This window comes from Hoeflea ulvae (assembly GCF_026619435.1).
GTDB classification, from domain to species: domain Bacteria; phylum Pseudomonadota; class Alphaproteobacteria; order Rhizobiales; family Rhizobiaceae; genus Hoeflea; species Hoeflea ulvae.
In genome coordinates, this window is sequence record NZ_JAOVZQ010000001.1 from 1,251,102 (window position 1) to 1,277,529 (window position 26,428).

A 26,428-nucleotide genomic window follows, 5' to 3' on the forward strand; every position below is an offset into this window, starting at 1 on the left:
CCATGGCCGGCTTGAAACTGAAGGGCCTGAAGAAGTCCTACGGCTCTGTCGAAGTGCTGCACGGGGTCGACCTCGAAATCGCCCAGGGCGAGTTCATCGTCTTTGTCGGCCCGTCCGGCTGCGGCAAGTCCACGCTGCTCAGGATGATCGCCGGGCTCGAGGAGATCACCGCCGGCACGCTGGAAATCGACGGCATGGTGGTCAATGACGTGCCGCCGTCCAAGCGCGGCATCGCCATGGTGTTCCAGTCCTATGCGCTCTACCCGCACATGACGGTCTATGACAACATGGCCTTCGGCATGCGCATTGCGCGCGAATCCACCGAGGAGATTGACCGCCGGGTGCGCTCCGCCGCCGATATCCTGCAGCTTGGCCCCTATCTCGACCGGCTGCCCAAGGCGCTTTCGGGTGGCCAGCGCCAGCGCGTCGCCATCGGCCGGGCGATCTGCCGCGATCCGAAGGTGTTTTTGTTCGACGAGCCGCTGTCCAATCTCGATGCGGCGCTGCGTGTCGCCACCCGGCTCGAGATCGCCAAGCTCAACGAATCCATGCCCGACACCACCATGATCTACGTCACCCATGACCAGGTCGAGGCGATGACGCTGGCCGACCGCATCGTCGTGCTGGCCGGCGGCTATCTCGAGCAGGTCGGTCCGCCGATGGAGCTCTATGACCGGCCAAAAAACCTGTTCGTCGCCCAGTTCATCGGCTCTCCGGCCATGAACATCATTCCCGGCACCATCGAAACCACCGGCACCAGCGCGGTGATCTCGTTCTCGGGCGACAAGGCGGTCGACACCGGCATCGCGGTCCCCGACAGCGACAAGGGCAAGAAGGCCTCCTTCGGCGTCCGGCCGGAAGATCTTCTGGCCACCACCGGCGACGACTTCCTGTTCGAGGGAACGGCCTCCGTGGTCGAGGCGCTGGGCGAGGTGACGCTGCTTTATGTCGAGGACCTGACCGAAAGCGAGCCGATCATCGCCAAGCTGCCCGGCCACCAGAATGTCAAGCGCGGCGACAAGCTGCGCTTCACCGCCGACAAGGCAAAGCTGCATCTCTTCGACGCCGACGGAAACACCTACCGCACCTGAGATGACGGGCCGGTCAGCCGGATCCGCACAAGCAAAAGGCGGGACCGGCCTGGAGGAGGCACCGGTCCCGCCTTTGCGGGTGTGTGGGGACGAACCCCGAGCCTTGGGAGGGCTTAGTTGTAGTGTGGCGAACCGTCATTGTTGGCGCGGTCATAGGTGACCTGTTCGTTGCTCACGCCACCGACCGAAGCGGTTGCCGTGTAGTCGATGCCACCCTGGGCGGCTTCAAAGCTTGGCGAACCGTCCATGCCGGCACGGTCATAGCTGACCAGGTCGTTGGAAACGCCGACGGCGTAATGGGCGCTGCCCTGTGCGGCAGGCACTGTGTAGGCGTCCAGAGCCGAAGAATCAGCGAAAGCGCCGGTCGAAGCTGCGAGGGTCAGGCCGAGTGCGATAATGATCTTGTTCATGGGAAAAGTCCTTTTTTGAATGAATGAAGCTTGTCTTGGGAGGACAGCGTCTGTGTGTGTCTGGTCTCGGGGTGTCAACGCGGCGGCGGAGTATTGGTTCCGCCGCCCGTGGAAGAACCCGTAAATTTTAACGGGTTCGCTGCGCGGTTGGCCTATCGTGCGAAGGTCGGCGAACCGTCATTGCCGGCGCGGTGATAGATCACCTGCTCGTTGGAAACGCCATCGCCGATCGAGGCGGTTGCGGTGTAGTCGATGCCGCCCTGCGGAGCCCGGAAGGTCGGCGAACCGTCATTGCCGGCACGGTCATAGCTGACCAGGTCGTTGGAAACGCCGACGGCGTAATGGGCGCTGCCCTGTGCGGCCGGGAAGTCATAGGCGTCCAGCGCTGTGGAGTCGGCAAATGCGCCGGTTGCGGTTGCGAGTGTCAGGCCGAGTGCGATGATGAGCTTGTTCATGATGATAATCCTTTGATGCGATAAATTTGGAGACTGCGGTCAGGCGGAGAGGAAGGCAGGACCGGCCGGGAGGAAAACCGGTCCTGCTTGCCGGGGCGCCTTAGTTGATGAAGGTTGGCGAACCGTCATTGCCGGCGCGGTGGTAGATCACCTGATCGTTGGAAACGCCGTCGCCGACCGATGCGGTTGCCGTGTAGTCGATCCCGCCCTGCGAAGCCTTGAAGCTCGGCGAGCCGTCATTGCCGGCGCGGTGATAGACAACCAGGTCGTTCTCGACGTCGCCGACCGAAGCCGTTGCGGTGTAGTCGATGGCCGAAGCATTGGCAGCCTGCGGCACATAGGCGTCAAGAGCGTTGGAATCGGCAAGCGCGCCGGTTGCAGTTGCGAGTGTCAGGCCGAGTGCGATGATGAGCTTGTTCATGGTCATTGTCCTTGTGTGTGTTGCGTCGTCTGCGATTTGGTTTGAAGCGTGCGGTCCGTCCGGGCCGCGTCGTTTCGATGACCAATAGATGGACCTCTCGCAGATGACTTGCGAGCCACATGGATGTGAACAGTGCGTGCGCCGGAAGTGAAAAATCCCGTACGTTGCAGCGGTGTACCCAAAAAAATACAATTAAATCAGTTGTTTAGAAGAAATCACGCGCGTGACCACGTCGCCATTGTCAACTGGCGCTGTCCGCAGCGTTCACCATCGGGCACCGTTGAAAACCGCAAAAGCCCGGGAATGCGGGCTTTTGGTCTGCGCATTATTTTTCACGTGGTTCGCGCGCTCGCCGCACCGCGTGATGCATTTCCGGCCCCATCTCACGCGTGATCACGCATCACGTGATCGCCGCTTACCGCAAGTGACCGGATGTGAGCCTTCCACGACGCAAAAACGGCCCCGGAGCGCATGCTGCCGGGGCCGTTGAGAGGATTTTCTGGCCGAAGCCGGGTTTTCGCAGCCGGTTTGATGAAAAGCCGGTGCCTTAGTAAAGAACGCTGGCGCCTTCGTCGGCGGTACCGGCATTTTCGCGGAAGCGGGCAAACAATTCGCGGCCGATGCCCCATTCATTGTGGCTCAGATCGGCGGTCGCCGGTTCGCGCGCGGCAAATTCGGCGGCGTCGACCAGCACGTCGAGCTTGCCGGTCACCGCATCAAGCCGGATCATGTCGCCGTCGCGCACCCGCGAGAGCGGACCGCCGTCCTTGGCTTCCGGCGTCACATGGATGGCGGCGGGCACCTTGCCGGATGCGCCCGACATGCGCCCGTCGGTGACCAGCGCCACCGTCTGGCCGCGGTCCTGCAGCACGCCCAGCGGCGGCGTCATCTTGTGCAGTTCCGGCATGCCATTGGCCTTTGGCCCCTGGAAGCGCACCACGGCGATGAAGTCGCCGGTCAGTGTTCCTGCCTGGAAGGCGTCATGCAGCCCCTGGTCGTGAAACACCCGCGCCGGCGCCTCGATGATGTGCCGTTCGGCCTTGACCGCGGAAATCTTGATGACGCCCTTGCCGAGATTGCCCGACAGCATCTTCAGCCCGCCGGTGGGCTGGAACGGCTTGTCCGCCGTCGTCACCACCTTGGCGTCACCGCTGACCTTGGAGATCGGCTCGCGCACCACCGCGCCCTTGGCGTCAAGCTTGGCTTCCACCGCATAGGCCGACAGGCCCTTGCCCCAGACGGTGCGCACATCCTCGTGCAGCAGTCCGATCGACAGCAGCTGGTCGATCATGAAGCCCAGGCCGCCGGCGGCATTGAAATGGTTCACATCCGCCGGCCCGTTCGGATAGACCCGCGCCAGAAGCGGCACTGCGTCCGAGAGGTCGGAAATATCTTCCCAGGTCAGGCGAATGCCGGCCGCGCGCGCCATCGCCACCAGGTGCATGGTGTGGTTGGTCGACCCGCCCGTGGCATGCAGGCCGACGACGCCATTGACCACCGAGCGTTCGTCGATCATCTCGCCCACCGGGGTGAACTCGTTGCCCAGCGCGGTGATTGCCAGCGCCCGCTTGGTCGCCTCCGAAGTCAGCGCGTCTCGTAGCGGCGTGCCGGGATTGATGAAGGATGATCCGGGCGTGTGCAGGCCCATGATTTCCATCAGCATCTGGTTGGAATTGGCGGTGCCGTAAAAGGTGCAGGTGCCAGGGCCGTGATAGGATTTCGATTCCGCCTCCAGCAGCTCGGCCCGGCCGACCTTGCCCTCGGCATAGAGCTGGCGGATCCGCACCTTCTCGTCATTGGACAGGCCCGTCGTCATCGGTCCGGCAGGAATGAACACCGCCGGCAGATGGCCGAAACTCAGCGCCGCGATCACCAGGCCCGGCACGATCTTGTCGCAGACGCCGAGATAGACCGCCGCATCAAACATGTTGTGCGACAGGCCGACGGCCGCCGACAGCGCGATCACGTCGCGCGAAAACAGCGACAGCTCCATCCCCGGCTGGCCCTGGGTCACCCCGTCGCACATCGCCGGCACCGAGCCCGCCACCTGCGCCACGCCGCCGGCCTCGCGCGCCGCATCGCGGATCTGCTGCGGATAGGTCTCGAACGGCTGATGCGCCGACAGCATGTCATTATAGGAGGTGATGATGCCCAGATTGGGCGCCACGTCGCCGGCAAGGCTGGCCTTGTCGGCCGGGCCGCAGGCGGCAAAGCCATGGGCGAGGTTGCCGCAGGACAGGCTCGAGCGGAACGGGCCCTTTTCCGCGGTCGCGCGCAGCCGCTCCAGGTAAAGCTCGCGGCTCGGCTTCGAGCGTTCGACAATCCGGTTGGTGACAAAGGCAATGCGGGGATCGACAGTCATGTCTGGCATCCTTTTGGTTCAGAGCAGTTCCCGGAGACCTGGGAGCAGGTTTTCATCCGGATCTGCGTTGGCAAACTAGGGCGCAATTCCGGCAAGACCGGGTCAGGGTCAGGAACTGCATATTCACGCACAGGGCGCCTTTTGAACGCGAAACGCGGCAACAACGTCCTGGCAGGTCAGGCGGGGCGCGGGCCCCGGGTGGCGCCTCTGCCGCTCACGGCGCCCAGTAAAGCTCGACAGGTGTCTTGGCCTGGCGCAACACGGCGCGCACCGGCAGCTCCGCCGCCGGCCCGTTTTCCAGCGCCCGGGCCAGCACGGAGCGCTTGTCGTCCCCTTCAATATGGAGCACGATCAGGCCCGCGTCCACGATCCGCGGCAAGGTCAGCGTCAGCCGCGGCTCGCCCGCGCCCGGCGCCTCGATCGCCATCACGCTCTGGCCGCAGGCCGGATCGGTGACGTCTGCCAGCGTCGAGCCGCCGGGAAAGAACGAGGCCGTGTGCCCGTCCGTCCCCATGCCCAGCACCACCACGTCAAAGGGCAGCGCCAGCGCGTCGATCTCTTTCGCTGCCTGCGCGGCCACGTCTTCCGCCGTGCCGGCCGAATTGAACAGCGGCAGGAATTTGGCCGCAGCAGCCCGGTCCTTGAGCAGGAAAAGCTTTGCCAGCCGATGGTTCGACCGCTCGTTCTCGGGGCCGACCATGCGCTCGTCGACCAGCGTCACCGTCACCTTTGCCCAGTCAATATCGAGCTTGGACAGCGCGGCGAACAGCGCCTTCGGCGTCGAACCGCCGGAGACGGCAAGGCTTGCCTGTCCGCGCGCCGCGATCGCAGCGCTCAGCCGGTCGGCGATCTTGCGCGCCAGCGCGGTGGCGAGCTCCGCGCCAGTGTCGAACATATTCTGGCTGACAGTGGTCATCAGCGGCTCAGTCGCTTTCATGCCAGGTCCTGCCGTCGCGTTCGATCAGGGCAATCGCCTGGCTCGGGCCCCAGGTGCCGGCCGTATAGGGCTGCACCGGCTGGCCGGTGTCGGTCCAGGCCGTCAGGATCGGGTCGACCCATTTCCACGCCGCCTCCACCTCGTCACGGCGCATGAACAGGGTCTGGTTGCAGCGGATCACATCGAGCAGCAGCCGCTCATAGGCGTCCGGATTGCGCTCCTCGAAACGGTCGGCGAAGCTCATGTCCAGCGACACGTGTCTGAGCCGCATGCCGCCCGGACCCGGGTCCTTGATCATGATCCACTGCTTGACGCCCTCGTCGGGCTGCAGCCGCATCACCAGCTTGTTGGCGGTGATCCGCCCGGCGGTCGGCCCGAAGATCGAATGCGGAATCGGCTTGAACGCGATCACGATTTCCGAGATCCGCTCGCTCATCCGCTTGCCGGTGCGCAGATAGAACGGCACGCCTGACCAGCGCCAATTGTCGATCTCGGCCTTGATCGCCACGAAGGTCTCGGTGCTGGACACGCCGCCTTCGAGCTCCTCGAGATAGCCCTTCACTGCGCCGCCCGCCGAGGCGCCGGCCTTGTACTGGCCGCGCACGGTCTTGGAATCGGCATTGTCTTCATTGATCGGCTTGAGCGAGCGCAGCACTTTCAGCTTCTCGTCGCGCACCGCTTCGGCGTCCATTGTTGCCGGCGGCTCCATCGCCACCAGGCACATCAGCTGCACCAGATGGTTCTGCACCATGTCTCTGAGCGCGCCCGCCTTGTCGTAATAGCCGGCCCGGCCTTCCAGCCCGACCGATTCGGCCACGGTGATCTGCACATGGTCGATATGGGCGGAGTTCCACAGCGGCTCATACAGCGCATTGGCGAATCTGAGCGCCATCAGGTTCTGAACCGTTTCCTTGCCCAGATAATGGTCGATGCGGTAGATCTGCTCTTCTTCGAACACTTCGCCGATGGTCTTGTTGAGCTTGCGGGCGGAATCGAGATCCCGTCCGATCGGCTTTTCCACCACGATCCGGGTCTGCTTGGTCACCAGCCCGTTGGAGCGGATCCGCTCGGAAATGTCACCGAACAGCGCCGGCCCGACCGCCAGGTAGAACGCCCGGACCCGGTCCGCGCCTTCGTCGAGAATGTCCTTGAGCTCGGACCAGCCCTTGTCGGACTTGGCGTCGACGGCAATGTAGAACAGCCGCGCCACAAATGTCTCGACCTCGTCGTCGTGATACTCGTCGGCCTTGAGGTGTTCCTTCAGCGCGTCGCGGGCGAAACTGCGATAGGCCTCGTGGTCCATCTCCGAGCGCGAGGCGCCGATGATTCGGGTCGGATCGGTTAGTTGCCCGGCAATCTGGCGGTGATACAGCGCCGGCAACAGCTTGCGCTCGGCAAGGTCCCCGGTGCCGCCAAAAACGACATAGTCGAAGGGGTCAACCGGAATGATGATCTGGCTCATGGGTGGCATCCTGTCCGTGAACGGTGCCGAACACATAATCTAATCGATTAGATAAAGCTAGAGCAGCATGCGATTAATCAGGCGCATTCTGTTGGCTCAAACCTGCCGAACCACGAAAAGGGTGCCAGACCCTTGCGTTGCGATGATGGTGTTCCGGCACGCACACCGGCCTCGGGGCCGGCGGCGGTGTGTGAAAAAGACCTGTTGAGATGACGCCCGAATCTGGCAAACTGGGCGCAACGGCAATTGGGCAGCATGATGGTCTGCCACAGGCGCATCACGGCACCGGCGGCTCGCCCCGTTGCAGCCGCATCGCCTCCGGCACGCCGGCGCTGTCCTGACTTTTGGACACGACACGGGACTGTTAGCAAAGTGTTAACAACCTTAACACGTTGTCATCAGGCATTCAGTGGATGGCGCCGCCTCGACATGGAAATCGGGGTAGCAATCCCCTAAACCAAAACCCTGGGCTGTTTTCCAGAAACAGAAGCCTGGGCATCCTGCTGTGATAGTGCGCGCAGGCCGTCACGGCTGTCAGTCGGCCTGAATCATAGTCTTGAAAACGCTCAGATCTACCGCGAGATGGATCGAGGTCCGCATGGACAGGGAAGCACACTGATGAAGACTTATGAATTCAGCATCATCGCTTCCGGGCTCGATCCTCAGGCGCGCGATTTCCAGTCCCGCTTCCGCAAGGGCGGTTGCAAGGATGCCAGGGTCTCGTTCCAGAAAGGCTGCATCATCCTGGCCTTTGCCAGTGCAGGCCGAGAGCTTTGACCAGGCGGTTGCCTCCGCGATTGACAATGTCCTGGGCGTCGGCGCCGATCTCGTCCGGGTCGAGCCGGACCCGCTGGTCAGCCTGTCGGACATCGCCGCGCGCGTCGGTGTCTCCGGGGCCGCCGTCTCGCTCTATGCAAAGGGCAAGCGCGGCGCGAGATTTCCCGCCCCGGTCGCCAAGATCACCGATGACCGCACTCTCTGGCTCTGGCCGCCGGTGGCCCGCTGGTTCTACGCGCGCAGGCAAATGTCAGAGGACGCCCTGATCGAGGCGCTCGTCGTCAAGGAGGCCAATGACGCCATCGCCTCGGGCGAACTGGCCATGGCCCAGCGCTTGAAGCAATGCGCCCAGGCCGGTCTGCAGCCTGATTCGGGCGACTGGGCCGACTCGTAAAGCCCGGTCCGCCGCCGAAGCACTGCAGCAGCGCCCCGCACCCGGACCTGCAAGAGTGGGAGCCGGTTTACGGGAAAAACCAAGCGCTGTGCGTCAGAACTTGTCCCGGAGCGAAAACCAGGTCAGCGCCAGAAACAACAGCGGCGTTCTGAACCGGTCGCCGCCGGGGAAGGGGCCGACCTTGAGGTTGCGCATCACTTCGAGCTCATCCGATCCGCCATTGACGTGGTCGGCATAAAGCTTGCCGCAATAATTCGACAGCATCACCCCGTGGCCGGAAAACCCGCCGATCGAGGTGACATTGGGCATCACCTCGCGCACGAAGGGCCGCCGAGACAGCGTGATGCCCACCGAACCGCCCCAGGAATGGGTGATCTCGACACTGTCGAGCGCCGGGTAGATCTCCGCAATCTGCCGCCTGATATGGCTGGAAATATCGGTCGGATTGTCCGAGGTATAGGCCTCGCGCCCGCCAAACAGCAGCCGCCCATCGGCGCTCTTGCGGAAATAGCGCACCACGAAGCGCGAATCATCGACCGATTCCCCGCCCGGGATCACCGGGCTGTCGTCGCCCAGCGGCACGGTGGCGCCGATGAAGGAGCGGATCGGCATCACATGCGCGCTGGTCACCGGCTCCAGCCCGTCAATGAAGGCGTTGCACGCAACCAGCGCGCTTCCGGCAACGATGTCGCCCGCGTCGGTCTTTACCGTCACCTTTCCGCCGGCGCTGGAAATCGCCCCTGCGCGGGTGTTTTCATGCAGCCGCGCCCCGGCCTTGGATGCCGCCCGCGCCAGCCCGACCAGATATTTCAGCGGATTGATATGGCCGGTGCCCGCATCATAGGTGCCGCCATGATAGCGCGTCGAGCCGAGTTTTTGCGCCATCTCGTCCCTGTCGAGAAAGCTCAGATGCGCATAGCCATAGTCCTCGGCCATGATGCGGACGTGATCGCGGTAGTCCTTGACATAGCCCTGCTTGTGCGCCGCCGAGATCTGTCCCGGCCGGTAGTCGGCCTCGATCCCGTGCGCTGTGGCAAAATCCAGCAGATGCGCCTTGGCGCGCTCCGCCACGGCGAATTGCGCCCCGGCATTGTCGCGGCCGAAATCGGCCTCGCTCTCTTCCACCCAGGCGCGCTGGCCGGTGCCGAGCTGGCCGCCATTGCGACCCGAAGCGCCGTCGCCAAATCGCGCGCCTTCGATCAGCACCACGTCCTTGCCGCTGGCGGCCAGGTGATGCGCCGCCTGCAGCCCGGTGAAGCCGCCGCCGATGATCACCACATCGGCGGTCGCAGGTCCTGGTAGCCCTGCATAGGCGGGACGGTCCCCGATGGTCGCTTCATAGAAGGAGATACCCGGAGAGATGGGGCTTTGGTAAGTCATGGATTACAATTCTCAAACGTTAAGCAGCAGGAATTCGCGTTCCCACGGGCTGATCACCTGCATGAAGGTCTCGAATTCGCCGCGCTTGACCCCGACATAGGTGTTGATGAATTCCTGCCCGAACATCTCGGCAAATGCCGGTTCGCCTTCCAGCAGCGACAGCGCCTCCAGCAATCCACGCGGCAGGTCCACCGAGCCTTCGTTGACCGTCTTGTAGGCCGGGTCGCTCGGCACCAGCCCGTTGACCATGCCGAGATATCCGCAGGCCAGCGAGGCGGCCAGCGCCAGGTAGGAATTGGCATCCGACGAGGGCAGCCGGTTTTCCACCCGCCGCGCCACCGGCTCGGAATGCGGCACCCGGAACGCGGTCGTGCGGTTGTCATAGCCCCAGGCATTGTTGACCGGGCAGGCCATGTCCGGCGTCAGCCGCCGGTAGGAATTGACATAGGGCGCCATCATCACCAGCGCCCGCGGCACGTAATGCTGCATGCCGCCGATGAAGTGGAAGAAAGCTTCGCTCGGCTCGCCATCGGCCTTGGAAAACACGTTCTTGCCGGATTTGGCGTCGACCACCGACTGGTGGATATGCATCGCCGAGCCGGCATATTGCTGCATCGGCTTGGCCATGAAGGTGGCATACATGCCGTGCTTGAGCGCCGCCTCGCGGATGGTGCGCTTGAACATGAACACCTGGTCGGCCAGTTCCACCGGATCGCCGTGTCGCAGGTTGATTTCGAGCTGCGCCGGGCCTTCCTCATGGATCAGCGTGTCGATCTCCAGCCCCTGCTTGTCGGAGAAATCATAGATGTCGTCGACCAGCTCGTCGAACTCGTTCACCCCGGCGATCGAATAGGACTGCCCGCCGGTGATCGTCCGGCCGGAGCGGCCCCGCGGCGGTTTCAGCGGATAATCCGGGTCCTCGTGCTGTGCCACCAGGTAGAATTCGATTTCCGGCGCCACCACCGGCTTCCAGCCGCGCGCGGTATAGAGCTCGACAACCTTCTTGAGCACATTGCGCGGCGTGTAGCTGACCGGCTCGCCCTTGGTGGTAACCATGTCGCAGATCACCTGCGCCGTCGGGTCGGTTTCCCACGGCACCACCGACAGGGTCGACAGGTCCGGCACCAGCTTGAGGTCGCCATCGAGCGGATCATAGCGGAAATCTCCGGTTTCTTCCGGATACTCGCCCGAGATCGTGTGCCGGAACACCGCAGACGGCAGCGACAGCGAGGTATTGGAGGTGAATTTCGACGACGGCATCATCTTGCCGCGCGCCACGCCGGCAAAATCCGGGGTGATGCATTCGATATCTTCAATGCCGCGCACCCGCAGCCACTCGGTGGCCTGGGTCCAGTTGGCGACGCCGCGCTTGGCGTCGAGATATTTGGGGGCCGTCGGCTGCGCCGGTTTGGCTGAAGCCGGTTTGCCGGACTTGCGGGATGCCATAAATCACCATGGGTTTGCTGAGAATGGTGTGATCATAAAGGTTTTTTCACGCTGCGCCAGCCACACCGTGCGCGCTGTGCTGCACTGCACCTCTTGGCCGCCGGCCGGCCGCATGCCTGGTGCCCGGGCAGATTGCCCGACATCTGCACTGTAAAAACTTACCGGCGACTATTCAGGGGGCGTTAACCATCGGGTGCCATCATCTTCGTCAAGAGGGGAGACAAGCGCGAGGCGAAAGCCTGGCGCCTTGCATGATGCATCCCTTGCCTCTGCGGATCTTCCCGCATGTCAGACCATCCACCCCCGGGGACTGCATCATGAACATCGACAAGCTGCTCGCAGGCTTTTCCATCCAGACCAAGGTCGTGGTTCTGGTCATCCCGCTGCTTGCGGGCATTGCGGGCCTGGCCGCGATCAATCTCTACACCGGCTCGCTTTTGGGCGGACGGCTGATCGGCACCAGCGCCAGCATCGAAACGCTCAGCGGCTTCAAGCAGGCCTATGCCGGCATGAACGAATTTTTGCAGCTCGCCACCCCGGAAAAGCGCGACGAGGTCATCGTCGATCTCGATGCCCAGGTGGCCAAATTCGAAAACCTGCTGGCGCTCGCCGACAATGAGGCCGAAGCCGGCGCGCTGGAGCGGGCCCGCTCGGTTGCGGTCAGCCTGCGCGCGCGCACCACCGAATTGTGGGACGTGCATGGCGAGGAGGCCGCCGCCCGGGCCAGCATTTCCGAGATCCTGCAGATCCTGACCGATGCCAAGAACCGCACCAATCAGAGGGCCGAGCAGGTCTCGGCCGGCATCGCCGAAGATGAAAAGGGCGCCAAGGACCTGCTCTACGCCGCCGAAAAGCTCACCGAGGGCTCCGACGCGATTGCCAACATCGTCACCACCATCATGCGCGCCGCGACTCCGCAGGAGGCCATCGGGGTCGCCGAAGGACACAAGAAGCGGATCCAGCGCATGCTGACGCTTCTGATCCCGGCCATCCCGCAGGACCGGGTCGAGATCCGCGAGGCAATCACCACCAATCTCAAGGGCATTCTCGAGGTGATCAAGCTCGACACTGCCGGCCAGCCGCAGCTTGCCGAGCTGCAGGGCTATGCCAATGGCCTGCGCCCGCATGGCTACGCCTTGCAAAGCGTCAGCGGCGAGGTGGCCCGCAGCGGCATCCTGCGTTTTTCCGAACTCGACGAGATGATCATCAAGGGCCGGTCGATGGTCGCCCAGTCGAGCTCGTTCATCAAGCATGGCGGTGAGCTCGAAGTCGCCATCGTCCGCTTCCTCGGCGAACCGACCCGGGAGCGCGCCAAGCAGCTCGCCACCAAGCTGCAGAAGATCGAGCAGGACATCCAGCTGATCCGGCTTGCCGAGGGCGGCGACGAGCTGCTCGAAGCCTTCGGCGCCGGCACGCTCGACCAGATCCGGGTGCTGTTGCCGCTCAGCCGGCAGCTCATCGACAAGGTCGCGGCGCGACAGGCCGCCTTCGACGAGGCCTCGGCGCAGATCAACGATGCCTGGAGCAGCATCATCGTCTTTGCCGACAGCCAGCAGCAGGGCGCCACCGTCACCCGGCAGCGCGCCACCGGCATCAGCGTCGGCGCCGCCATCGGCGCGGCCATCTTCGCCCTGTTGGCCGCAACCGTGCTGATCGCCGCATTGCGCGGGCCGATCCGCCGTCTGGTCGCGGCCATGCGTGATGTCGCCGCCGGCAATCTCGATGTCGACATTGCCGACAATTCCCGTGCCGACGAGATCGGCGAGATGGCCCGTGCGCTTGATGTCTTCAAGCACAATGCCATCGACAAGATCCGGGTCGAGGACGAAAGCGCCCGCACCCGCGACATGGCCGCCCAGTGCGCGGGCCCAGTCCGATGCCGAGAAGGTCCAGGCCAATGAGGAGCTCGGCTTTGCCGTCCGTTCGCTCGGCGGCGCGCTGCGCAATCTCGCCCAGGGCGATCTCGTCGCCAGCATCGACACCCCCTTTGCCGAAGGGCTCGACAGCCTGCGCATCGATTTCAATGAATCGGTCGATCGCATGCGCGAGGTGATGCAATATATCCGCGACAATGCCGGTTCGATCAGCGCCAATTCCGGCCAGCTCCGGTCCGCCGCCGACGATCTCGCCCGCCGCACCGCCCAGCAGGCCGCCTCGCTGGAAGAGACCGCCGCCGCCGTCAACCAGATCTCCGCCACTGTGCGCTCCTCCACCGGCCGGGCCTCGGACACCGACAAGCTCGCCGGAGAAACAGCCTGCGACGCCCGCGCCTCGGGCGAGGTGGTCACCCGCGCTGTCGACGCCATGAGCCGCATCGAGGAGGCCGCCGGCAAGATCGGCCGCATCATCGGCGTCATCGACGAGATCGCCTTCCAGACCAACCTTCTGGCGCTCAATGCCGGTGTCGAGGCAGCACGCGCCGGCGAGGCGGGCCGCGGCTTTGCCGTCGTCGCCCAGGAAGTGCGCGAACTCGCGGGCCGCTCCGCCACCGCCGCCAAGGAGATCAAGCAGCTGATCGTCCGGTCCGGCGAGGAAGTCCGCTCCGGCGTCAGCCTGGTCGGCGAAACCGGCGAGGCGATTTCGCGGATCATCACCCGCGTCGAGGAAATCTCCGAAAATGTCGGCGCCATGGCCGCCGCCAGCCATGAACAGGCCGCCGGCCTCGCCGAGGTCAACACCGCCGTCACCCAGATGGACCAGATGACCCAGCAGAACGCGGCCATGGTCGAACAGACCACCGCCGCCAGCCACTCCCTGGCCCAGGAAGCCACCGACCTCAGCCGCCTCGTCGCCAATTTCCGCGTCGACCTCGAAGAGCACCACCACCCCGACCAGACCCGCGCCGCCTGACCCGCGGTGCGGACCGGCTTGCGATCACCCCCGGCCCGCGCCGCCTGCCACACGGCCAGCGGCAACGCCGATGTCCACTCGACACTCGGCACTCGGCACTCGCCGGCATCTCACCGTCGTCATCCCGGTCCCCGAGCCGGGATCCAGCTGCGTCCGCTTCTGCGGACGCGGGAGAGCGTCTTGCCAAAAACCATTACGCCGCAGGAGTTTACCGGCTCGCGGACGCTTGCCGCTGGATGCCGGAGCGGTGTACGCTATGACGGATGGCGAGGCCTGAAATTGTGCGGCTTGCTGGCGTCCGATCTCCCCCCTTGCGGGGGAGATGTCACGAAGTGACAGAGCATCTGTGTTTGCTGTCAAGGCGGAGTTGGTGTCCAGAGTCGGTTCTGGGCGAGCAGGCAATTGGCCAGGACGACGAGCTTGCGCATGATGGCGACAAGGATGACCTTGGGTGGTTTGCCTTCAGCCTGGAGCGTCTTGGCAAAGGCGGCAAGCGCCGGATTGTAGCGCCGTGCCGACAGGGCGGCCATGTAGAGCGCGCGCCGCGGGGCGCGCCTTCCCGCTCGAATGGAGCGCCGGCCATGCCTTTCGCCGCTGTCGTCGGCGATCGGGGCAACGCCCGCCAGCATCGCCGCCTGCTTGCCGGTGCAGGAGCCGAGTTCGTCCATTCCGGCGATCAGGGCGCTGGCGGTGATGCGGCCGATGCCGGGAACAGAGGTCAGGATCTCGGCCTTGCGGCAAAGATCCGGCTGGGCGGCGATACGGCGTTCGATTTCGGAATCCAGCCGTTCGACATGCCGCTCCAGCACCCCGATGAGCCGGCAAAGCTCTGCCCGCAGAAAGGCGACATCGGCCGCCTTGCAACGGTTCTTCAGCGCCGTGAGCTCGCCTTGGGCGCCCGACCTTGCATTGACCAGCTCCCGCAGGGCCTCGATGTCCGGGCTTGGAGGCGCACTCGGCTGCGGCCGAAGTGCAGCAGCCAGCAGCGCCAGCATGCGGGCATCGAGCCGATCGGTCTTGGCCAGATAGCCGTAGCAGCCTGCAAACTGCCGGGCGCGCCACGGATCGACGATCGCCACAGCAAAACCATCTCCACTGAGCGAGCGGTGAGCGGGACGATGGAACTTGCCGGTCGCCTCCATGATGATGCGATCGGGCCGCAGTCTGGTCAGCATCCGCTTGAACTGGCGGATGCCAGCCTTGTCGTTGCCGAACCGCCGGCTTTCAGCCTGCGGAAGGACATGAATGTCGAGCCACTCTTTACAGACGTCCACACCGACATAAACTGCGGACGTCGCGTCTTGTTCGAACGATACCTTGCCTTGCATGCGGGACTTGCTCCCCATCATCTGTTCAGGACAAACGTGAAGACGGACGGACCAAGCTCTGTCTCGGTTCAAACCAAGGGGGGAACGGTCCCGCCCGCCAGATCCCCCGGAGGTGGCCACCTCCGGGGGATCACGCCAAAACAATACCATCAAGGCGCGGGTCGAACATACAAGGGGGGTAACGGTCCTGCACACGCGGCCCATCCGGATAAACCGAGCCCACCCCCTTTGTAGGCTCGCGAAAATGCCGAAGTTCCGGGGATAAGAGCTATGATCGAACGCCGATGCCTCTCAATCGTCATCCCGGACCTGATCCGGGATCCAGCTGCGTCCGCTTCTGCGGACGCAGGAGAGCGTCTTGCCAAAAACCATTACGCCGCAAGAGTTTACCGGCTCGCGGACGCTCGCCCGCTGGATGCCTGGTCGGGGGCCGGCATGACGGGGCCTCTGGGCATGGGCAAAAAATCTGGGTCCTGTTTTTCCACACCCTCCAGCCCCATGCCATACTCGCCGTGCTCCCGCTGCCGGATGGATCGCGAACGTATCGGACCAGGCGGGAGGAAGGCCTTTCGGGATCTGCCGTAACGTGCGGCAAGTCGCGGAAGGAGGCGGTGGCCAGCGTGGCTCCGTCGGCGGGCCCGGGTCTCCTTGCGGATGACCGGGTTCAGCCGGCCACCGGGACGTCCTCGGCTCTTGCGCCTGCCGATCCGGCGGGGGTGGGAGCAGACAGCGGACCGGGCCTGTGGCGGAGTTGTACCCCGTCATGCATGTCGCGTTCATGGGGTTTCACCTGGACGATATGCATCACCTGACGGGGACAAGCTTCGTGCCGGAAACCACGCCAAACACCTGCGCCACGGCCCATCGTCCAGGGCCGCGGCCCGGGGCAACCCGGACACTCCCGCGTCGGGCAAAGGCCCTCAAGCGGGACAAGCAGGCAGGATGCCGCCTGTCGGATGCGGACATCATCCGGCGAGCTTCGGGTTCGCGCGCGAGCAGCGCCACCCCTATTCTGCCAATTCCAGAGGCGACGCCCGCGCGCGGCCCTCCGGACCCGGATTTTCTCAACCAGCCCGCCGGAGTTTTCACCGGACGGGGGATTTGCCGTGCCCGCTGACGGGTGACGGCCAAGCCACACTTCGGGCCGAAGACCCCACGGGCCGAAGACCCCGCGGACCGAAAGCCCCACAGACCGAAGGTTCTGCGGCAGGAGTGCAACAGCACCGCCCAAAAAGCAGTCTCCGGCGTCAGGTTTTTCTGGGCAGCCGCAATCCCGCGCGCTACACACGGTTTCGACACCCTATTTTCGGGAGCAGGTCGCATGAACAATTTTCCAGTCATCCGCTAGCGCGGCATAATCCGGCAACCCGTGCAGCCGCGCGGAGATCCGCGCCGGCCATTCTGCCGCCCGCTGGCTGCTGACAAGATCCGTCAGAGATTTTTCCTACCACAAGGTCCCCGGCCACCGTGCCGGCCCCTGTCTTCCTTTCATGACAAGGTCATCCCCATGTTGTCTCCCTTCCTTCGTTCCGCCATCGTCCTTGGCCTGGTCAGCGCCACCGGCCCGCTTGCCATCGACATGTTCCTGCCGTCGCTGCCGACCATTGCCGAAAATCTCGGCGGCACCATTGCCGGTGCGCAGCTCACCATCACCGCCTATTTCATCGCCTTCGGCCTCGCCCAGATGATCTATGGCCCGATGGCCGATGTGGTCGGCCGCAAGCCGCCGCTGATTGCCGGCCTGACGCTGTTCGTGCTGGGCTCGATCGGCTGCGCGCTGGCGCCCGACATGAACTGGCTGGTCGCCGCCCGCGTTGTCCAGGCGCTTGGCGGTGCTGCCGCCATGGTGATCCCGCGCGCCATCATCCGCGACATGCACACAGGCACCCAGGCCACCCGGCTGATGGCGCTGGTGATGCTGATCATCTCGGTCTCGCCGATGCTGGCGCCGCTGGCCGGCTCCGGCATCATCGCCATTGCCGGCTGGCGGACGATCTTTGCCATTCTGGCGGTCGCCGCCGGCGCCTCGATCCTGATCACGCTCACCCTGCAGCCCGAAACGCTGAAGCCCGAACACCGCGCTCCGGTGCGGCTGTCGGCGCTCATGGCCGGCATCAGGACCCTGCTGCGCGATCCGGTGTTCATGGGGCTCACCTTTGTCGGCGGTTTCGGCATGGCCAGCTTCTTCGTCTTCCTGGCCAGCGCCTCCTTCGTCTATACCGGCCATTACGGCCTGACGCCCACCGGCTTCAGCCTGGCGTTTGCCGCCAATGCCGCGGGCTTCTTCACCGCCACCCAGCTGGCCGCCAATCTCGGCGACAGGTTCGGTGCCGAGCGCGTGGTCACCTGGGCGGTCAGCGGCTTCCTGCTGGTCACGTTGGCGCTGCTGGTGCTGGTCTGGTTCGGCGTCGATTCCTTCGCGCTGCTGGTCGCCATGCTGATCTGCGCCAATTTCTGCCTCGGCCTGGTCATTCCCACGGCCATGGTGATGGCGCTCGATGATCACGGCGACATTGCCGGCCTGGCCTCGTCGCTGGGCGGCATGCTGCAGATGCTGGCGGGCGGCATCATGACCATGCTCGCCGGCCCCTTCTTCGACGGCACGCCGCTGCCGATGGTGGCGGCGATCGCGCTCGCTGCGGTACTGTCGTTCACCGCCATGCGCGCCACCGGCGCCGCCCGCAACCGCCGCCGGCTCGCCGTCGCGGTCTGACCCATCAGAAAACCCCGCCGCGATCTGGGTCGCGGCGGGGAGATTTGCCTGGAGGCAAACCGGGGTCAGGGGGAGCCCCGGGATCTTGGTCTGCGGAAGTGCCTGCCGGCAATTCCCGCTCTGTGCGGCAGCAGTGATCAGCGGCCCTGATCAGCGGCCTTGCGTAACGATCACCGGGATCAGCAAATCACCCCAGTTGCCGTCGCCGCCATGGTGGCGGGCGGAGCGGACCAGCTCCACCGAGACACCGGCATCCACGGCCTTCATGACCGAGTGGTTGAGGCGGTGCAGATCATTGGCGAGCATGCGGATCGCTGCCTGCTGGTCGGCATCCATGGCGGAAGACTGTTCTTCGGCACGTTCCTTGACGCGGGTCTGGGCTGTCATTGCATTTCTCCTCTGGCGGGGTTTGTGATGGTGAATGGGTCGTTGTTCGGGGGCCCCGCCCGCCAAAGCGGGCAGGGACTGTCTGGTTACTCCGCGGCGGGGCGGAACTGCGCCGATTCGGTGGATTCGCCCATCGCGGTGGTCGAGGACTTGCCGCCGGTGATCGCCATCGACACGGCGTCGAAATAGCCGGTGCCGACTTCGCGCTGGTGCTTGGTCGCGGTGTAGCCGTTGACCTCGGAAGCGAACTCCGCTTCCTGCAGTTCCGAATAGGCCGACATCTGCCGGTCCTTGTAGCCGCGGGCCAGTTCGAACATGCCGTGGTTGAGCTGGTGGAAGCCGGCCAGCGTGATGAACTGGAACTTGTAGCCCATAGCGCCGAGTTCGCGCTGGAATTTTGCAATCGTCGCATCGTCGAGATGCTTTTTCCAGTTGAACGATGGCGAGCAGTTATAGGCCAAGAGCTTGCCCGGATGATGCTTGTGCACGCCCTCGGCGAATTTGCGGGCCTGCTCCAGATCGGGTTTCGAGGTCTCGCACCAGATCAGGTCGCAATGCGGCGCATAGGACACGGCGCGGGCGATGCAGGAGTCGAGACCATTCTTGATGTTGTAAAAACCCTCGATCGTGCGGCCTGCGTCATAATCGACAAATTCGCGGTCCCGCTCGTCAATATCGGAGGTCAGCAATTTGGCAGCTTCAGCATCGGTCCGGGCGATGACAAGCGTCGGTGTGCCCATAACGTCCGCAGCAAGCCGCGCTGCGTTAAGATTGCGGATATGAGCTGCCGTGGGAATCAGAACCTTGCCGCCCAGATGTCCGCACTTCTTCTCGGAAGCCAGCTGGTCTTCGTAGTGAACGCCTGCAACGCCGGCCTCGATGAAGGCCTTCATGATTTCAAACGCGTTCAGCGGGCCGCCGAAACCGGCTTCGGCGTCGGCAACGATCGGCGCAAACCAGGTGTCGACCGACAGGCCGTTGCCTTCAGCTGTTTCGATCTGGTCGGCGCGCTGCAAGGTGCGGTTGATGCGCTTGGCCAGTTCAGGTGCGGCATTGGCAGGATAGAGCGACTGGTCGGGATACATCGACGAGGCAGTGTTGGAATCGGCAGCAACCTGCCAGCCGGAGAGGTAGATCGCCTTGAGGCCCGCGCGAACCTGCTGCATGGCCTGGTTGCCGGTCATGGCGCCCAGCGAATTGACGAAGTCTTCCTCGTGGATCAGCTTCCACAGCCGGTTTGCGCCCATTTCGGCAAGGCTGTACTTGATGTTGACCGAGCCGCGCAGCTTCTGGACATCGGCCGGGCTATAGGGGCGTTCGACGCCGTCATAGCGGCCTTCGGGAGCGGTCGGAACGAGATTGTAAAAATCAGTCATGAATTTTCTCCGGTCTTTTGTGTCTGGTTCGGGCGCATCAGCTTGGGAGCCGTTTGATCGCCTTCGATGTGACTGAATTTACATTGCGCCGCACACTAAGCGAGAAAATTCCATGTTTTCGGTCAATAAATGAAGTCAATCTGTCTTGTGTTTGACAAAACGGGTCTGTAAACTTGTCACAATTGTAAAAGCCGCGGACACGCAAATTGTGGCTTATCTCTGTAAAATCGTGTAAAGATCGGGTCCCATGGCTGAACAAAAGATATTCGCCGGGCCGCGCATCCGCCGCATCCGCAACGCCAAGGGCCTGACCCAGACGGCGATGGCCGAGGCGCTCGGCATTTCGCCCTCCTATCTCAACCTGATCGAGCGCAATCAGCGGCCGCTCACCGTGCAGCTGATCCTCAAACTGTCTTCCGTCTACAAGATTGATGTCGAGGAATTGCAGGGCGAGGGCGGCGGCACAACGCTTGCCGGTCTCAAGGAGGTCTTCGCCGATCCGCTGCTCGCCGGAGAACTGCCGGGCGACCAGGAAGTGGTTGAGATCGCCGAAGCCGCCCCCAATGCAAGTGCCGCCATCCTCAAGCTGCATCGCGCCTATCGCGAACAGGCCGCCCGCCTCTCCGATCTCTCGGCCATGCTCGCCCGCGATGGCCACAGCCCGGCGCTGTCGGGTGCGCGGCTGCCGATGGACGAGGTCCGCGAAGTGCTCGAAACCCGCCCCAATCACCATCCGGCGCTGGAAGAGGAGGCAGAAGCCTTCCACCAGTTGCTCAAGCCCGGCGATGATCTGATGGGCGCGCTCAAGGCCTGGCTCCGGAGCGAGCACGGTGTCGTCGTCCGCCTGCTGCCGGTGGCCACCATGCCCAATTGGCGCCGCCGCTATGACCGCCATTCGCAGCGGCTGTTCCTGTCCGAACGCCTGTCGCCATTCGACCAGTTGCGCGAGGTGGCGATGGAGGCGTCGCTGATCCGCATGAATGTCGCCATTGCCGCCGGCGTGGGCGAACTCAAGCTGACCAGCGACGAGGCCCGCCGCATCGCCCGCTTCGAACTCGCCCGCTATGCCGCCCACGCGCTGATGATGCCCTATCAGGCGTTCCATGCCGCAGCCCAGCGCGCCCGCTACGACATAGATGTGCTCAAATCGCGCTTCGGCGTCTCCTATGAGCAGGCCGCCAACCGGTTGACCACATTGTGCCGCCCCAGCCTTGAGGGTGTGCCGTTCTTCATGCTCGAGGTCGATGTCGCCGGCCACCGCTTCCGCCGCGCCGGCGCTCAGGGCTTCCCGCAGCAGCGCTTTGGCGGCAATTGCCCGAAACTGTCGATCCACGCCGCCTTCTCGCAGCCGGCGCAGGTGCTCGTTGAGGCGGTGGAACTGCCCGGCGGCGCCGAGTTCCTGACCGTGTCGCGGACACTGGAAGGCCCGCAGGGCGCGTTCTCGGAACGGCCGCGCCGCACCGCGCTGCTGCTCGGCTGCGATATCGGCTTCCGCGATGAAATCGTCTATGGCGAGGCGCTGCCGATGAACACCGGCAAGACCGTGCGGCCGGTGGCGATTCCGGTCGGCCCGGCCTGCCGCCTGTGCGAGCGTGTCGGCTGCCTGGCCCGCGCCGAACCGCCGATCACCCGGCCGCTTGGTCTGGACGAAATGGTCACCGGTCTGTCGGCCTTCGATTTCCAGTGATGCGCCCCGTTCGCGGCATTGGCGCCACCGTGTCCGACGTGCACGGACGCCGCCAGAATGCGCTGCAGCATTTTGCGTCGGTCATAATCGGGAAATGACTTGCTGGCCTCTTGTGCAAGCTGAGATTCCTCCTAAACTTGCCTGATCCGCCGCACCCGGCCGGCCAAGGCAGGGACGCGGACGTTCATCACTGGCCGTCCGGCCTGGCAGGTGACCAGATCAGAAAACGAGAGGAACAGGAATGCCCCTGAAGACCCGCCTATTCTCGGCAGCCGTCATGCTTGCTGCATCGACCATGCTTGCATCCGCCCAGGACCGCGTCGTCAATGTCTACAATTGGTCCGACTATATTGATGAGTCCATTCTCGAGGATTTCACCAAGGAAACCGGCATCACTGTTGTCTACGACGTGTTCGATTCCAACGAGGTGCTGGAGACCAAACTGCTTGCCGGCTCCACCGGCTATGACGTGGTGGTTCCGACCGGCACCTTCCTGGCCCGCCAGATCACCGCCGGCGTGTTCCAGAAGCTCGACAAGTCGAAGCTGCCCAACCTGGTCAACATGGATCCGGCGATCGCCGCGCGGCTGGAAAAATACGATCCCGGCAATGAATACGCCATCAACTACATGTGGGGCACCACCGGCATCGGCATCAATGTCGACAAGGTCAAGGAACGGCTGGGCGACACGCCGCTCGATTCCTGGGACATCGTCTTCGATCCGGCCAATCTGGCCAAGCTCGCCGATTGCGGCGTCTACATGCTCGACACCGCCGAGGAAATCGTGCCTGCGGCCCTGAACTATCTCGGCCTCGACCCCGATTCCAACTCGCCCGACGACATTGCCAAGGCCGAAGAGCTTCTCATCTCCGTCCGGCCCAGCGTCAAGAAATTCCACTCGTCGGAATATATTAACGCGCTTGCCAATGGCGACATCTGCCTGGCCGTCGGCTGGTCCGGCGATATCCTGCAGGCCCGCGACCGCGCCGCCGAAGCCGATCAGGGCGTGACAATCGACTATGTCATCCCCAAGGAAGGCGCGCTGATGTGGTTCGACAACATGGCCATCCCCAATGATGCCGCCCATGTCGACGAGGCCCATGAATTCCTCAACTACATCATGGATCCGGAAGTCATGGCCAAGGCGTCGAACTATGTCTACTACGCCAACGGCAATCTGGCCTCCAAGCCGTTCCTCAATGAAGACGTGATCGGCGACACCGCCATCTATCCCGATGAGGAAACGATCGGCCGGCTCTATTCCACCTCGCCCAAGGATCAGCGCACCCAGCGCGTCATGACCCGGACCTGGACCAAGATCGTCACCGGTCAGTAAATCGGAAACCTCACCCCCGGCACGGCAACGCGCCGGGGGTTTTCACTGCTACAGATCACGGGGACAAGCGGGCATGAAATCTCTGGGCAGCATCAGGCGCAGCTTCGAACCGTGGAATGATCCGGACCAGCGCCCCTATATCGCGTTCGAGAACATCACCAAGAAATTCGGCGATTTCGTCGCGGTCAAAGACCTGACGCTGCACATCTACCAGAAGGAATTCTTCGCGCTGCTCGGCGGCTCGGGCTGCGGCAAGTCCACGCTTCTGCGCATGCTCGCCGGCTTCGAGAACCCCACCGACGGTCAGATCCTGCTCGATGGCGAGAACATGGCCGGCGTGCCGCCCTACAAGCGCCCGGTCAACATGATGTTCCAGTCCTATGCGCTGTTTCCGCATATGAGCGTCGAGAAGAACATCGCCTTCGGCCTCAAGCAGGACGGCATGGCCAAATCCGAGATCGAGGACCGCGTCAGCGACATGCTCAAGCTGGTCAAGCTCGACCAGTTCGGCAAGCGCAAGCCGCATCAGCTCTCCGGCGGCCAGCGCCAGCGCGTCGCCCTTGCCCGCTCCATCGCCAAGCGCCCGAAAGTGCTGCTGCTGGACGAGCCGCTCGGCGCGCTCGACAAGAAGCTGCGCGAGGAAACCCAGTTCGAACTGATGGACCTGCAGCAGGACCTGGGGCTGACCTTCCTGGTCGTTACCCATGACCAGGAAGAGGCCATGACCATGGCCGACCGCATCGCCGTGATGGATCTCGGCCGCATCGTCCAGATCGGCACCCCGGTCGAAACCTATGAGGCGCCGAAATCCGAATTCGTCGCCAGCTTCATCGGCGACATCAACCTGTTCCGCGGCGAAGTCACCGGCATCAGCGACGGCGTGGCCGACATCGAGACCGCCGACGGCATGCATATCCGTTCCGAAACCGCCCAGCCGCTGCAGGCGGGCCAGAAAGTCAGCTTCGCCATCCGGCCGGAAAAGCTGCGCGTCTCGCGGATCAAGCCCGAGGGCGGCATCAATGCCGCTTCGGGCGAAGTCTGGGACATCGGTTATCTCGGCGACATGACGGTGTTTCACGTCAAGCTCGGCAATGGCGAGATCGTCAAGGCCTCGCTGCTCAACGCGGTCCGCACGGTTGAAGACCCCATCGGTTACGACGAAGAGATCTGGGTCTGCTTCAACACCGATGGCGGCGTCGTGCTGGGCAGTTGAGGATGACCATGACCCGCATGGACGAGGACGGCCAGCCGGAGGCGGCCCGGGCTTTCAGGGGCAATCGCATGGCCGCGATCGGCATGACGCTTGCCGCTGCTGCAACCCTGTTGCTGCTGCGGCCCGAACTTGCGCTGGTCTATGTCGTCCATATGGCGATCTCGGTCTATGCGCTGAGCCTGACCAGGCGCCACGGCCTGCTGGGCAAGGCTTGCCCGCTGCAGCAGCAGAACCTTGCCGCCTATGTCTCGGTGTCGACCATCGGTTTCCTGCTCAGCCTCTATGCCGCACCGGAAATGTTCGATCATATCGGCAGCATCATTTTTATCGTCATCGCCGCCGTGATGGCGGTTCTTGTCCTGTATGCGATCTGGGACCGGAAATGAGGACCGTGCAATGAAGTTGATCTCCGCCATCACCCGCCGCCTGGTCATTGCCGTTCCCTATGCCTGGCTCCTGATCTTCTTCCTGGTGCCCTTCGGCATCGTGCTCAAGATCTCGCTGTCGACCCCGATGATGGCGATGCCGCCCTATGCGCCGACCATCGACATGGCCGACGGCATTGCCGGCATCATCGATGCGTTCAGGCAGTTCAGTTTCGACAATTATCTCTGGCTGACCGAGGATTCGCTCTACATCAACGCCTATATTTCCTCGATCACCATCGCCTTCATCTCGACGGTGCTGACCCTGCTGATCGGCTTCCCGCTCGCCTATGGCATGGCCCGCGCCCCGTCCTCGCTGCGCCCGACGCTGTTGATGCTGGTGATCCTGCCGTTCTGGACCAGCTTCCTGATCCGCGTCTATGCCTGGATCGGCATCCTCAAGCCCGAGGGCTTGCTCAACCAGCTGCTGCTGGCCATCGGGGTGATCGATGAACCGCTGATCATTTTGAACACCGACACTGCCGTCTATATCGGCATCGTCTATTCCTATCTGCCCTTCATGGTGCTGCCGATCTATTCGGCGCTGGAAAAGATGGATTACACGCTGATCGAGGCAGCCCAGGACCTTGGCTGTCCGCAGATCACCGCCTTCTGGAAGATCACCTTTCCACTCGCCATTCCCGGCATCGTCGCAGGCTGCCTGCTGGTCTTCATTCCGGCGGTCGGCGAGTTCGTCATCCCAGATCTGCTTGGCGGCTCGCGCACCCTGATGATCGGCAAGACGTTGTGGAGCGAGTTCTTCAACAATCGCGACTGGCCGGTCTCCTCGGCCGTCGCCGTGCTGCTGCTGCTGATCCTGGTGATCCCGATCATGTTCTTCCAGCAGGCGCAGGCCAAGTCCCAGGAGAGCGGTCGATGAGGATGAACCCATGAACACGAGCTGGTCCCGCTTCAACATCGCCTCGGTGGTGTTCGGTTTCGCCTTCCTCTATCTGCCCATCGTTTTGCTGGTGGTCTATTCCTTCAACGAATCCCGTCTGGTCACCGTCTGGGCCGGGTTCTCGACCAAATGGTATCGCGAGCTGTTCAACAATCAGGGCCTGATGGATGCTGCCTGGGTGACCGTCCGGGTCGGCTTCGTCTCGGCCACCTTCGCCACCATTCTCGGCACGCTCGCAGCGCTCGCGCTGACCCGCTACACCCGGTTTAACGGCCGCATCCTGTTTTCCGGCATGGTCTTTGCTCCGCTGGTGATGCCCGAAGTGATCACCGGCCTGTCGCTGCTGCTCTTGTTCGTGGCAGTCGATTTCGGCCGCGGCTTCTGGACCGTCACCCTGGCCCACATCACCTTCACCATGTGTTTTGTCGCCGTGGTGGTGCAGTCAAGGCTGATGAGCTTCGACCGTTCGCTCGAGGAGGCGGCGATGGATCTCGGCGCCGGTCCGGTCACCACCTTCATGCAGATCACCCTGCCGGTGATCCTGCCGGCGGTGATCTCCGGCTGGATGCTGGCGTTTACCCTGTCGCTCGACGATCTGGTGATTGCCAGCTTCACCTCGGGACCGGGTGCGACCACCTTGCCGATGAAGATCTACAGCCAGGTGCGATTGGGCGTGACGCCCGAAATCAATGCCGTCTGCACGCTGCTGATCGGCACGGTTGCCATCGGCGTCATCATCGCCTCGGTTCTCAACAAGAGCCGCGAAGTCAGGCGCCAGCGCGACGAGCGCGCCGCCATCGCCGGCATTTGAAGGAGAAGATCAGTTGCGCGGCGGGCGCAGCAGATAGGTGACGAACCAGATCGGCACGATCACCATCGAGCCGAGCACGATATTGGGGATCGCCCAGGTCGCGCCCTCCTGCAGCAGCGTGAAGATGCGGTCCGGCGTCATCCCGATTTCGGCCAGCAGCTCGGCGGCGGACAGGTTGAGCGCCGACAGCACCGCGCCGGTGATCAGCGAGGCCAGTCCGATTTTGACAAGTGCCGAAATCACCCGCAGCATGATGCGCTCTTATC

Annotated in this window: 25 protein-coding genes; 13 read left to right on the forward strand and 12 right to left on the reverse strand. The window is 63.6% G+C overall.

Annotated elements, in window-relative coordinates; translation table 11 throughout:
• Positions 1-2 precede the first annotated feature (2 nt).
• On the forward strand, positions 3-1,091 hold the full coding sequence (locus OEG82_RS05920) for an ABC transporter ATP-binding protein (RefSeq protein WP_267611510.1): 1,089 nt from the start codon (positions 3-5) through the stop codon (positions 1,089-1,091).
• Positions 1,092-1,204: 113 nt separating this feature from the next.
• Here the strand turns inward: OEG82_RS05920 and OEG82_RS05925 are convergent, their stop codons facing one another.
• From OEG82_RS05925 to OEG82_RS05935, 3 genes are all read right to left on the reverse strand, one after another.
• On the reverse strand, positions 1,205-1,501 hold the full coding sequence (locus OEG82_RS05925; RefSeq protein ID WP_267611511.1) for a hypothetical protein: 297 nt from the start codon (positions 1,499-1,501) through the stop codon (positions 1,205-1,207).
• A gap of 152 nt (positions 1,502-1,653) precedes the next feature.
• Complete coding sequence (locus OEG82_RS05930) at positions 1,654-1,956, reverse strand: hypothetical protein (protein ID WP_267611512.1); 303 nt, start codon at positions 1,954-1,956, stop codon at positions 1,654-1,656.
• Positions 1,957-2,056: 100 nt separating this feature from the next.
• The gene (locus tag OEG82_RS05935; RefSeq protein WP_267611513.1) at positions 2,057-2,377 is read right to left on the reverse strand and encodes a hypothetical protein; all 321 of its coding nucleotides are present in this window, start codon (positions 2,375-2,377) and stop codon (positions 2,057-2,059) included.
• Positions 2,378-2,509: 132 nt separating this feature from the next.
• Here OEG82_RS05935 and OEG82_RS05940 point away from each other — a divergent pair, with 132 nt between their 5' ends.
• Entirely contained in the window at positions 2,510-2,770 is a 261-nt protein-coding gene (locus tag OEG82_RS05940) for a hypothetical protein (protein WP_267611514.1), read from the forward strand.
• Between the two features lie 154 nt (positions 2,771-2,924).
• Here the strand turns inward: OEG82_RS05940 and edd are convergent, their stop codons facing one another.
• From edd to zwf, 3 genes are all read right to left on the reverse strand, one after another.
• The gene (gene edd, locus OEG82_RS05945; RefSeq protein ID WP_267611515.1) at positions 2,925-4,739 is read right to left on the reverse strand and encodes a phosphogluconate dehydratase; all 1,815 of its coding nucleotides are present in this window, start codon (positions 4,737-4,739) and stop codon (positions 2,925-2,927) included.
• 214 nt (positions 4,740-4,953) lie between these two features.
• On the reverse strand, positions 4,954-5,676 hold the full coding sequence (pgl, locus tag OEG82_RS05950) for a 6-phosphogluconolactonase (RefSeq protein ID WP_425497551.1): 723 nt from the start codon (positions 5,674-5,676) through the stop codon (positions 4,954-4,956).
• Entirely contained in the window at positions 5,663-7,138 is a 1,476-nt protein-coding gene (gene zwf, locus OEG82_RS05955) for a glucose-6-phosphate dehydrogenase (RefSeq protein ID WP_267611516.1), read from the reverse strand. Before zwf ends, pgl begins: the two co-directional genes overlap by 14 nt.
• Before the next feature lie 618 nt (positions 7,139-7,756).
• Here zwf and OEG82_RS05960 point away from each other — a divergent pair.
• Together OEG82_RS05960 and OEG82_RS05965 are read left to right on the forward strand one after the other, a co-directional pair.
• Entirely contained in the window at positions 7,757-7,915 is a 159-nt protein-coding gene (locus tag OEG82_RS05960) for a hypothetical protein (protein ID WP_267611517.1), read from the forward strand.
• Complete coding sequence (locus tag OEG82_RS05965; protein WP_267611518.1) at positions 7,896-8,309, forward strand: hypothetical protein; 414 nt, start codon at positions 7,896-7,898, stop codon at positions 8,307-8,309. The genes OEG82_RS05960 and OEG82_RS05965 overlap by 20 nt, the downstream gene beginning before the upstream one ends.
• A gap of 93 nt (positions 8,310-8,402) precedes the next feature.
• On the opposite strand, the gene OEG82_RS05970 is transcribed toward OEG82_RS05965, so the two are convergent.
• Together OEG82_RS05970 and OEG82_RS05975 are read right to left on the reverse strand one after the other, a co-directional pair.
• Positions 8,403-9,689 carry an NAD(P)/FAD-dependent oxidoreductase gene (locus tag OEG82_RS05970; RefSeq protein WP_267611519.1) on the reverse strand — a complete coding sequence of 429 codons (1,287 nt, stop codon included), beginning with the start codon at positions 9,687-9,689 and terminating at the stop codon, positions 8,403-8,405.
• Between the two features lie 12 nt (positions 9,690-9,701).
• Positions 9,702-11,135 carry a glutamine synthetase family protein gene (locus OEG82_RS05975; protein ID WP_267611520.1) on the reverse strand — a complete coding sequence of 478 codons (1,434 nt, stop codon included), beginning with the start codon at positions 11,133-11,135 and terminating at the stop codon, positions 9,702-9,704.
• A gap of 317 nt (positions 11,136-11,452) precedes the next feature.
• Here OEG82_RS05975 and OEG82_RS05980 point away from each other — a divergent pair, with 317 nt between their 5' ends.
• Complete coding sequence (locus OEG82_RS05980) at positions 11,453-13,036, forward strand: HAMP domain-containing protein (RefSeq protein ID WP_267611521.1); 1,584 nt, start codon at positions 11,453-11,455, stop codon at positions 13,034-13,036.
• On the forward strand, positions 12,933-13,985 hold the full coding sequence (locus OEG82_RS05985; RefSeq protein ID WP_267611522.1) for a methyl-accepting chemotaxis protein: 1,053 nt from the start codon (positions 12,933-12,935) through the stop codon (positions 13,983-13,985). The genes OEG82_RS05980 and OEG82_RS05985 overlap by 104 nt, the downstream gene beginning before the upstream one ends.
• 356 nt (positions 13,986-14,341) lie before the next feature.
• Here the strand turns inward: OEG82_RS05985 and OEG82_RS05990 are convergent, their stop codons facing one another.
• Positions 14,342-15,313 (reverse strand): IS110 family RNA-guided transposase, encoded by a 972-nt coding sequence (locus tag OEG82_RS05990; RefSeq protein WP_267610634.1) that lies wholly within the window; start codon positions 15,311-15,313, stop codon positions 14,342-14,344.
• A 1,507-nt stretch (positions 15,314-16,820) separates the two neighbouring features.
• Between OEG82_RS05990 and OEG82_RS05995 the strand changes: the two genes are divergently transcribed.
• Positions 16,821-18,026, forward strand: coding sequence for a multidrug effflux MFS transporter (locus OEG82_RS05995; protein WP_267611523.1), 1,206 nt, complete (start codon positions 16,821-16,823; stop codon positions 18,024-18,026).
• A gap of 150 nt (positions 18,027-18,176) precedes the next feature.
• Here OEG82_RS05995 and OEG82_RS06000 read toward each other — a convergent pair whose 3' ends face one another.
• Positions 18,177-18,413, reverse strand: a complete 237-nt coding sequence (locus tag OEG82_RS06000; protein ID WP_267611524.1) for an SMc00767 family acetate metabolism repressor — start codon at positions 18,411-18,413, stop codon at positions 18,177-18,179.
• An 86-nt stretch (positions 18,414-18,499) separates the two neighbouring features.
• Positions 18,500-19,789 (reverse strand): isocitrate lyase, encoded by a 1,290-nt coding sequence (gene aceA, locus OEG82_RS06005; protein ID WP_267611526.1) that lies wholly within the window; start codon positions 19,787-19,789, stop codon positions 18,500-18,502.
• 247 nt (positions 19,790-20,036) lie between these two features.
• On the opposite strand from aceA, the gene OEG82_RS06010 reads away from it, so the two are divergent.
• From OEG82_RS06010 to OEG82_RS06035, 6 genes are all read left to right on the forward strand, one after another.
• Positions 20,037-21,476, forward strand: coding sequence for a helix-turn-helix domain-containing protein (locus OEG82_RS06010; protein WP_267611527.1), 1,440 nt, complete (start codon positions 20,037-20,039; stop codon positions 21,474-21,476).
• Between the two features lie 241 nt (positions 21,477-21,717).
• Positions 21,718-22,812: a polyamine ABC transporter substrate-binding protein gene (locus OEG82_RS06015; protein WP_267611528.1), complete on the forward strand. Its 1,095-nt coding sequence runs from the start codon at positions 21,718-21,720 to the stop codon at positions 22,810-22,812.
• A gap of 73 nt (positions 22,813-22,885) precedes the next feature.
• Complete coding sequence (locus OEG82_RS06020; RefSeq protein WP_267611529.1) at positions 22,886-24,025, forward strand: ABC transporter ATP-binding protein; 1,140 nt, start codon at positions 22,886-22,888, stop codon at positions 24,023-24,025.
• Between the two features lie 2 nt (positions 24,026-24,027).
• Positions 24,028-24,411 carry a hypothetical protein gene (locus OEG82_RS06025; protein WP_267611531.1) on the forward strand — a complete coding sequence of 128 codons (384 nt, stop codon included), beginning with the start codon at positions 24,028-24,030 and terminating at the stop codon, positions 24,409-24,411.
• Positions 24,412-24,421: 10 nt separating this feature from the next.
• The gene (locus OEG82_RS06030) at positions 24,422-25,330 is read left to right on the forward strand and encodes an ABC transporter permease subunit (protein WP_267611532.1); all 909 of its coding nucleotides are present in this window, start codon (positions 24,422-24,424) and stop codon (positions 25,328-25,330) included.
• A gap of 10 nt (positions 25,331-25,340) precedes the next feature.
• Positions 25,341-26,162 (forward strand): ABC transporter permease, encoded by an 822-nt coding sequence (locus OEG82_RS06035; protein WP_267611533.1) that lies wholly within the window; start codon positions 25,341-25,343, stop codon positions 26,160-26,162.
• A gap of 9 nt (positions 26,163-26,171) precedes the next feature.
• Here OEG82_RS06035 and OEG82_RS06040 read toward each other — a convergent pair whose 3' ends face one another.
• Positions 26,172-26,414, reverse strand: a complete 243-nt coding sequence (locus tag OEG82_RS06040) for a DUF6460 domain-containing protein (RefSeq protein ID WP_267611534.1) — start codon at positions 26,412-26,414, stop codon at positions 26,172-26,174.
• Between the last annotated feature and the right edge of the window lie 14 nt (positions 26,415-26,428).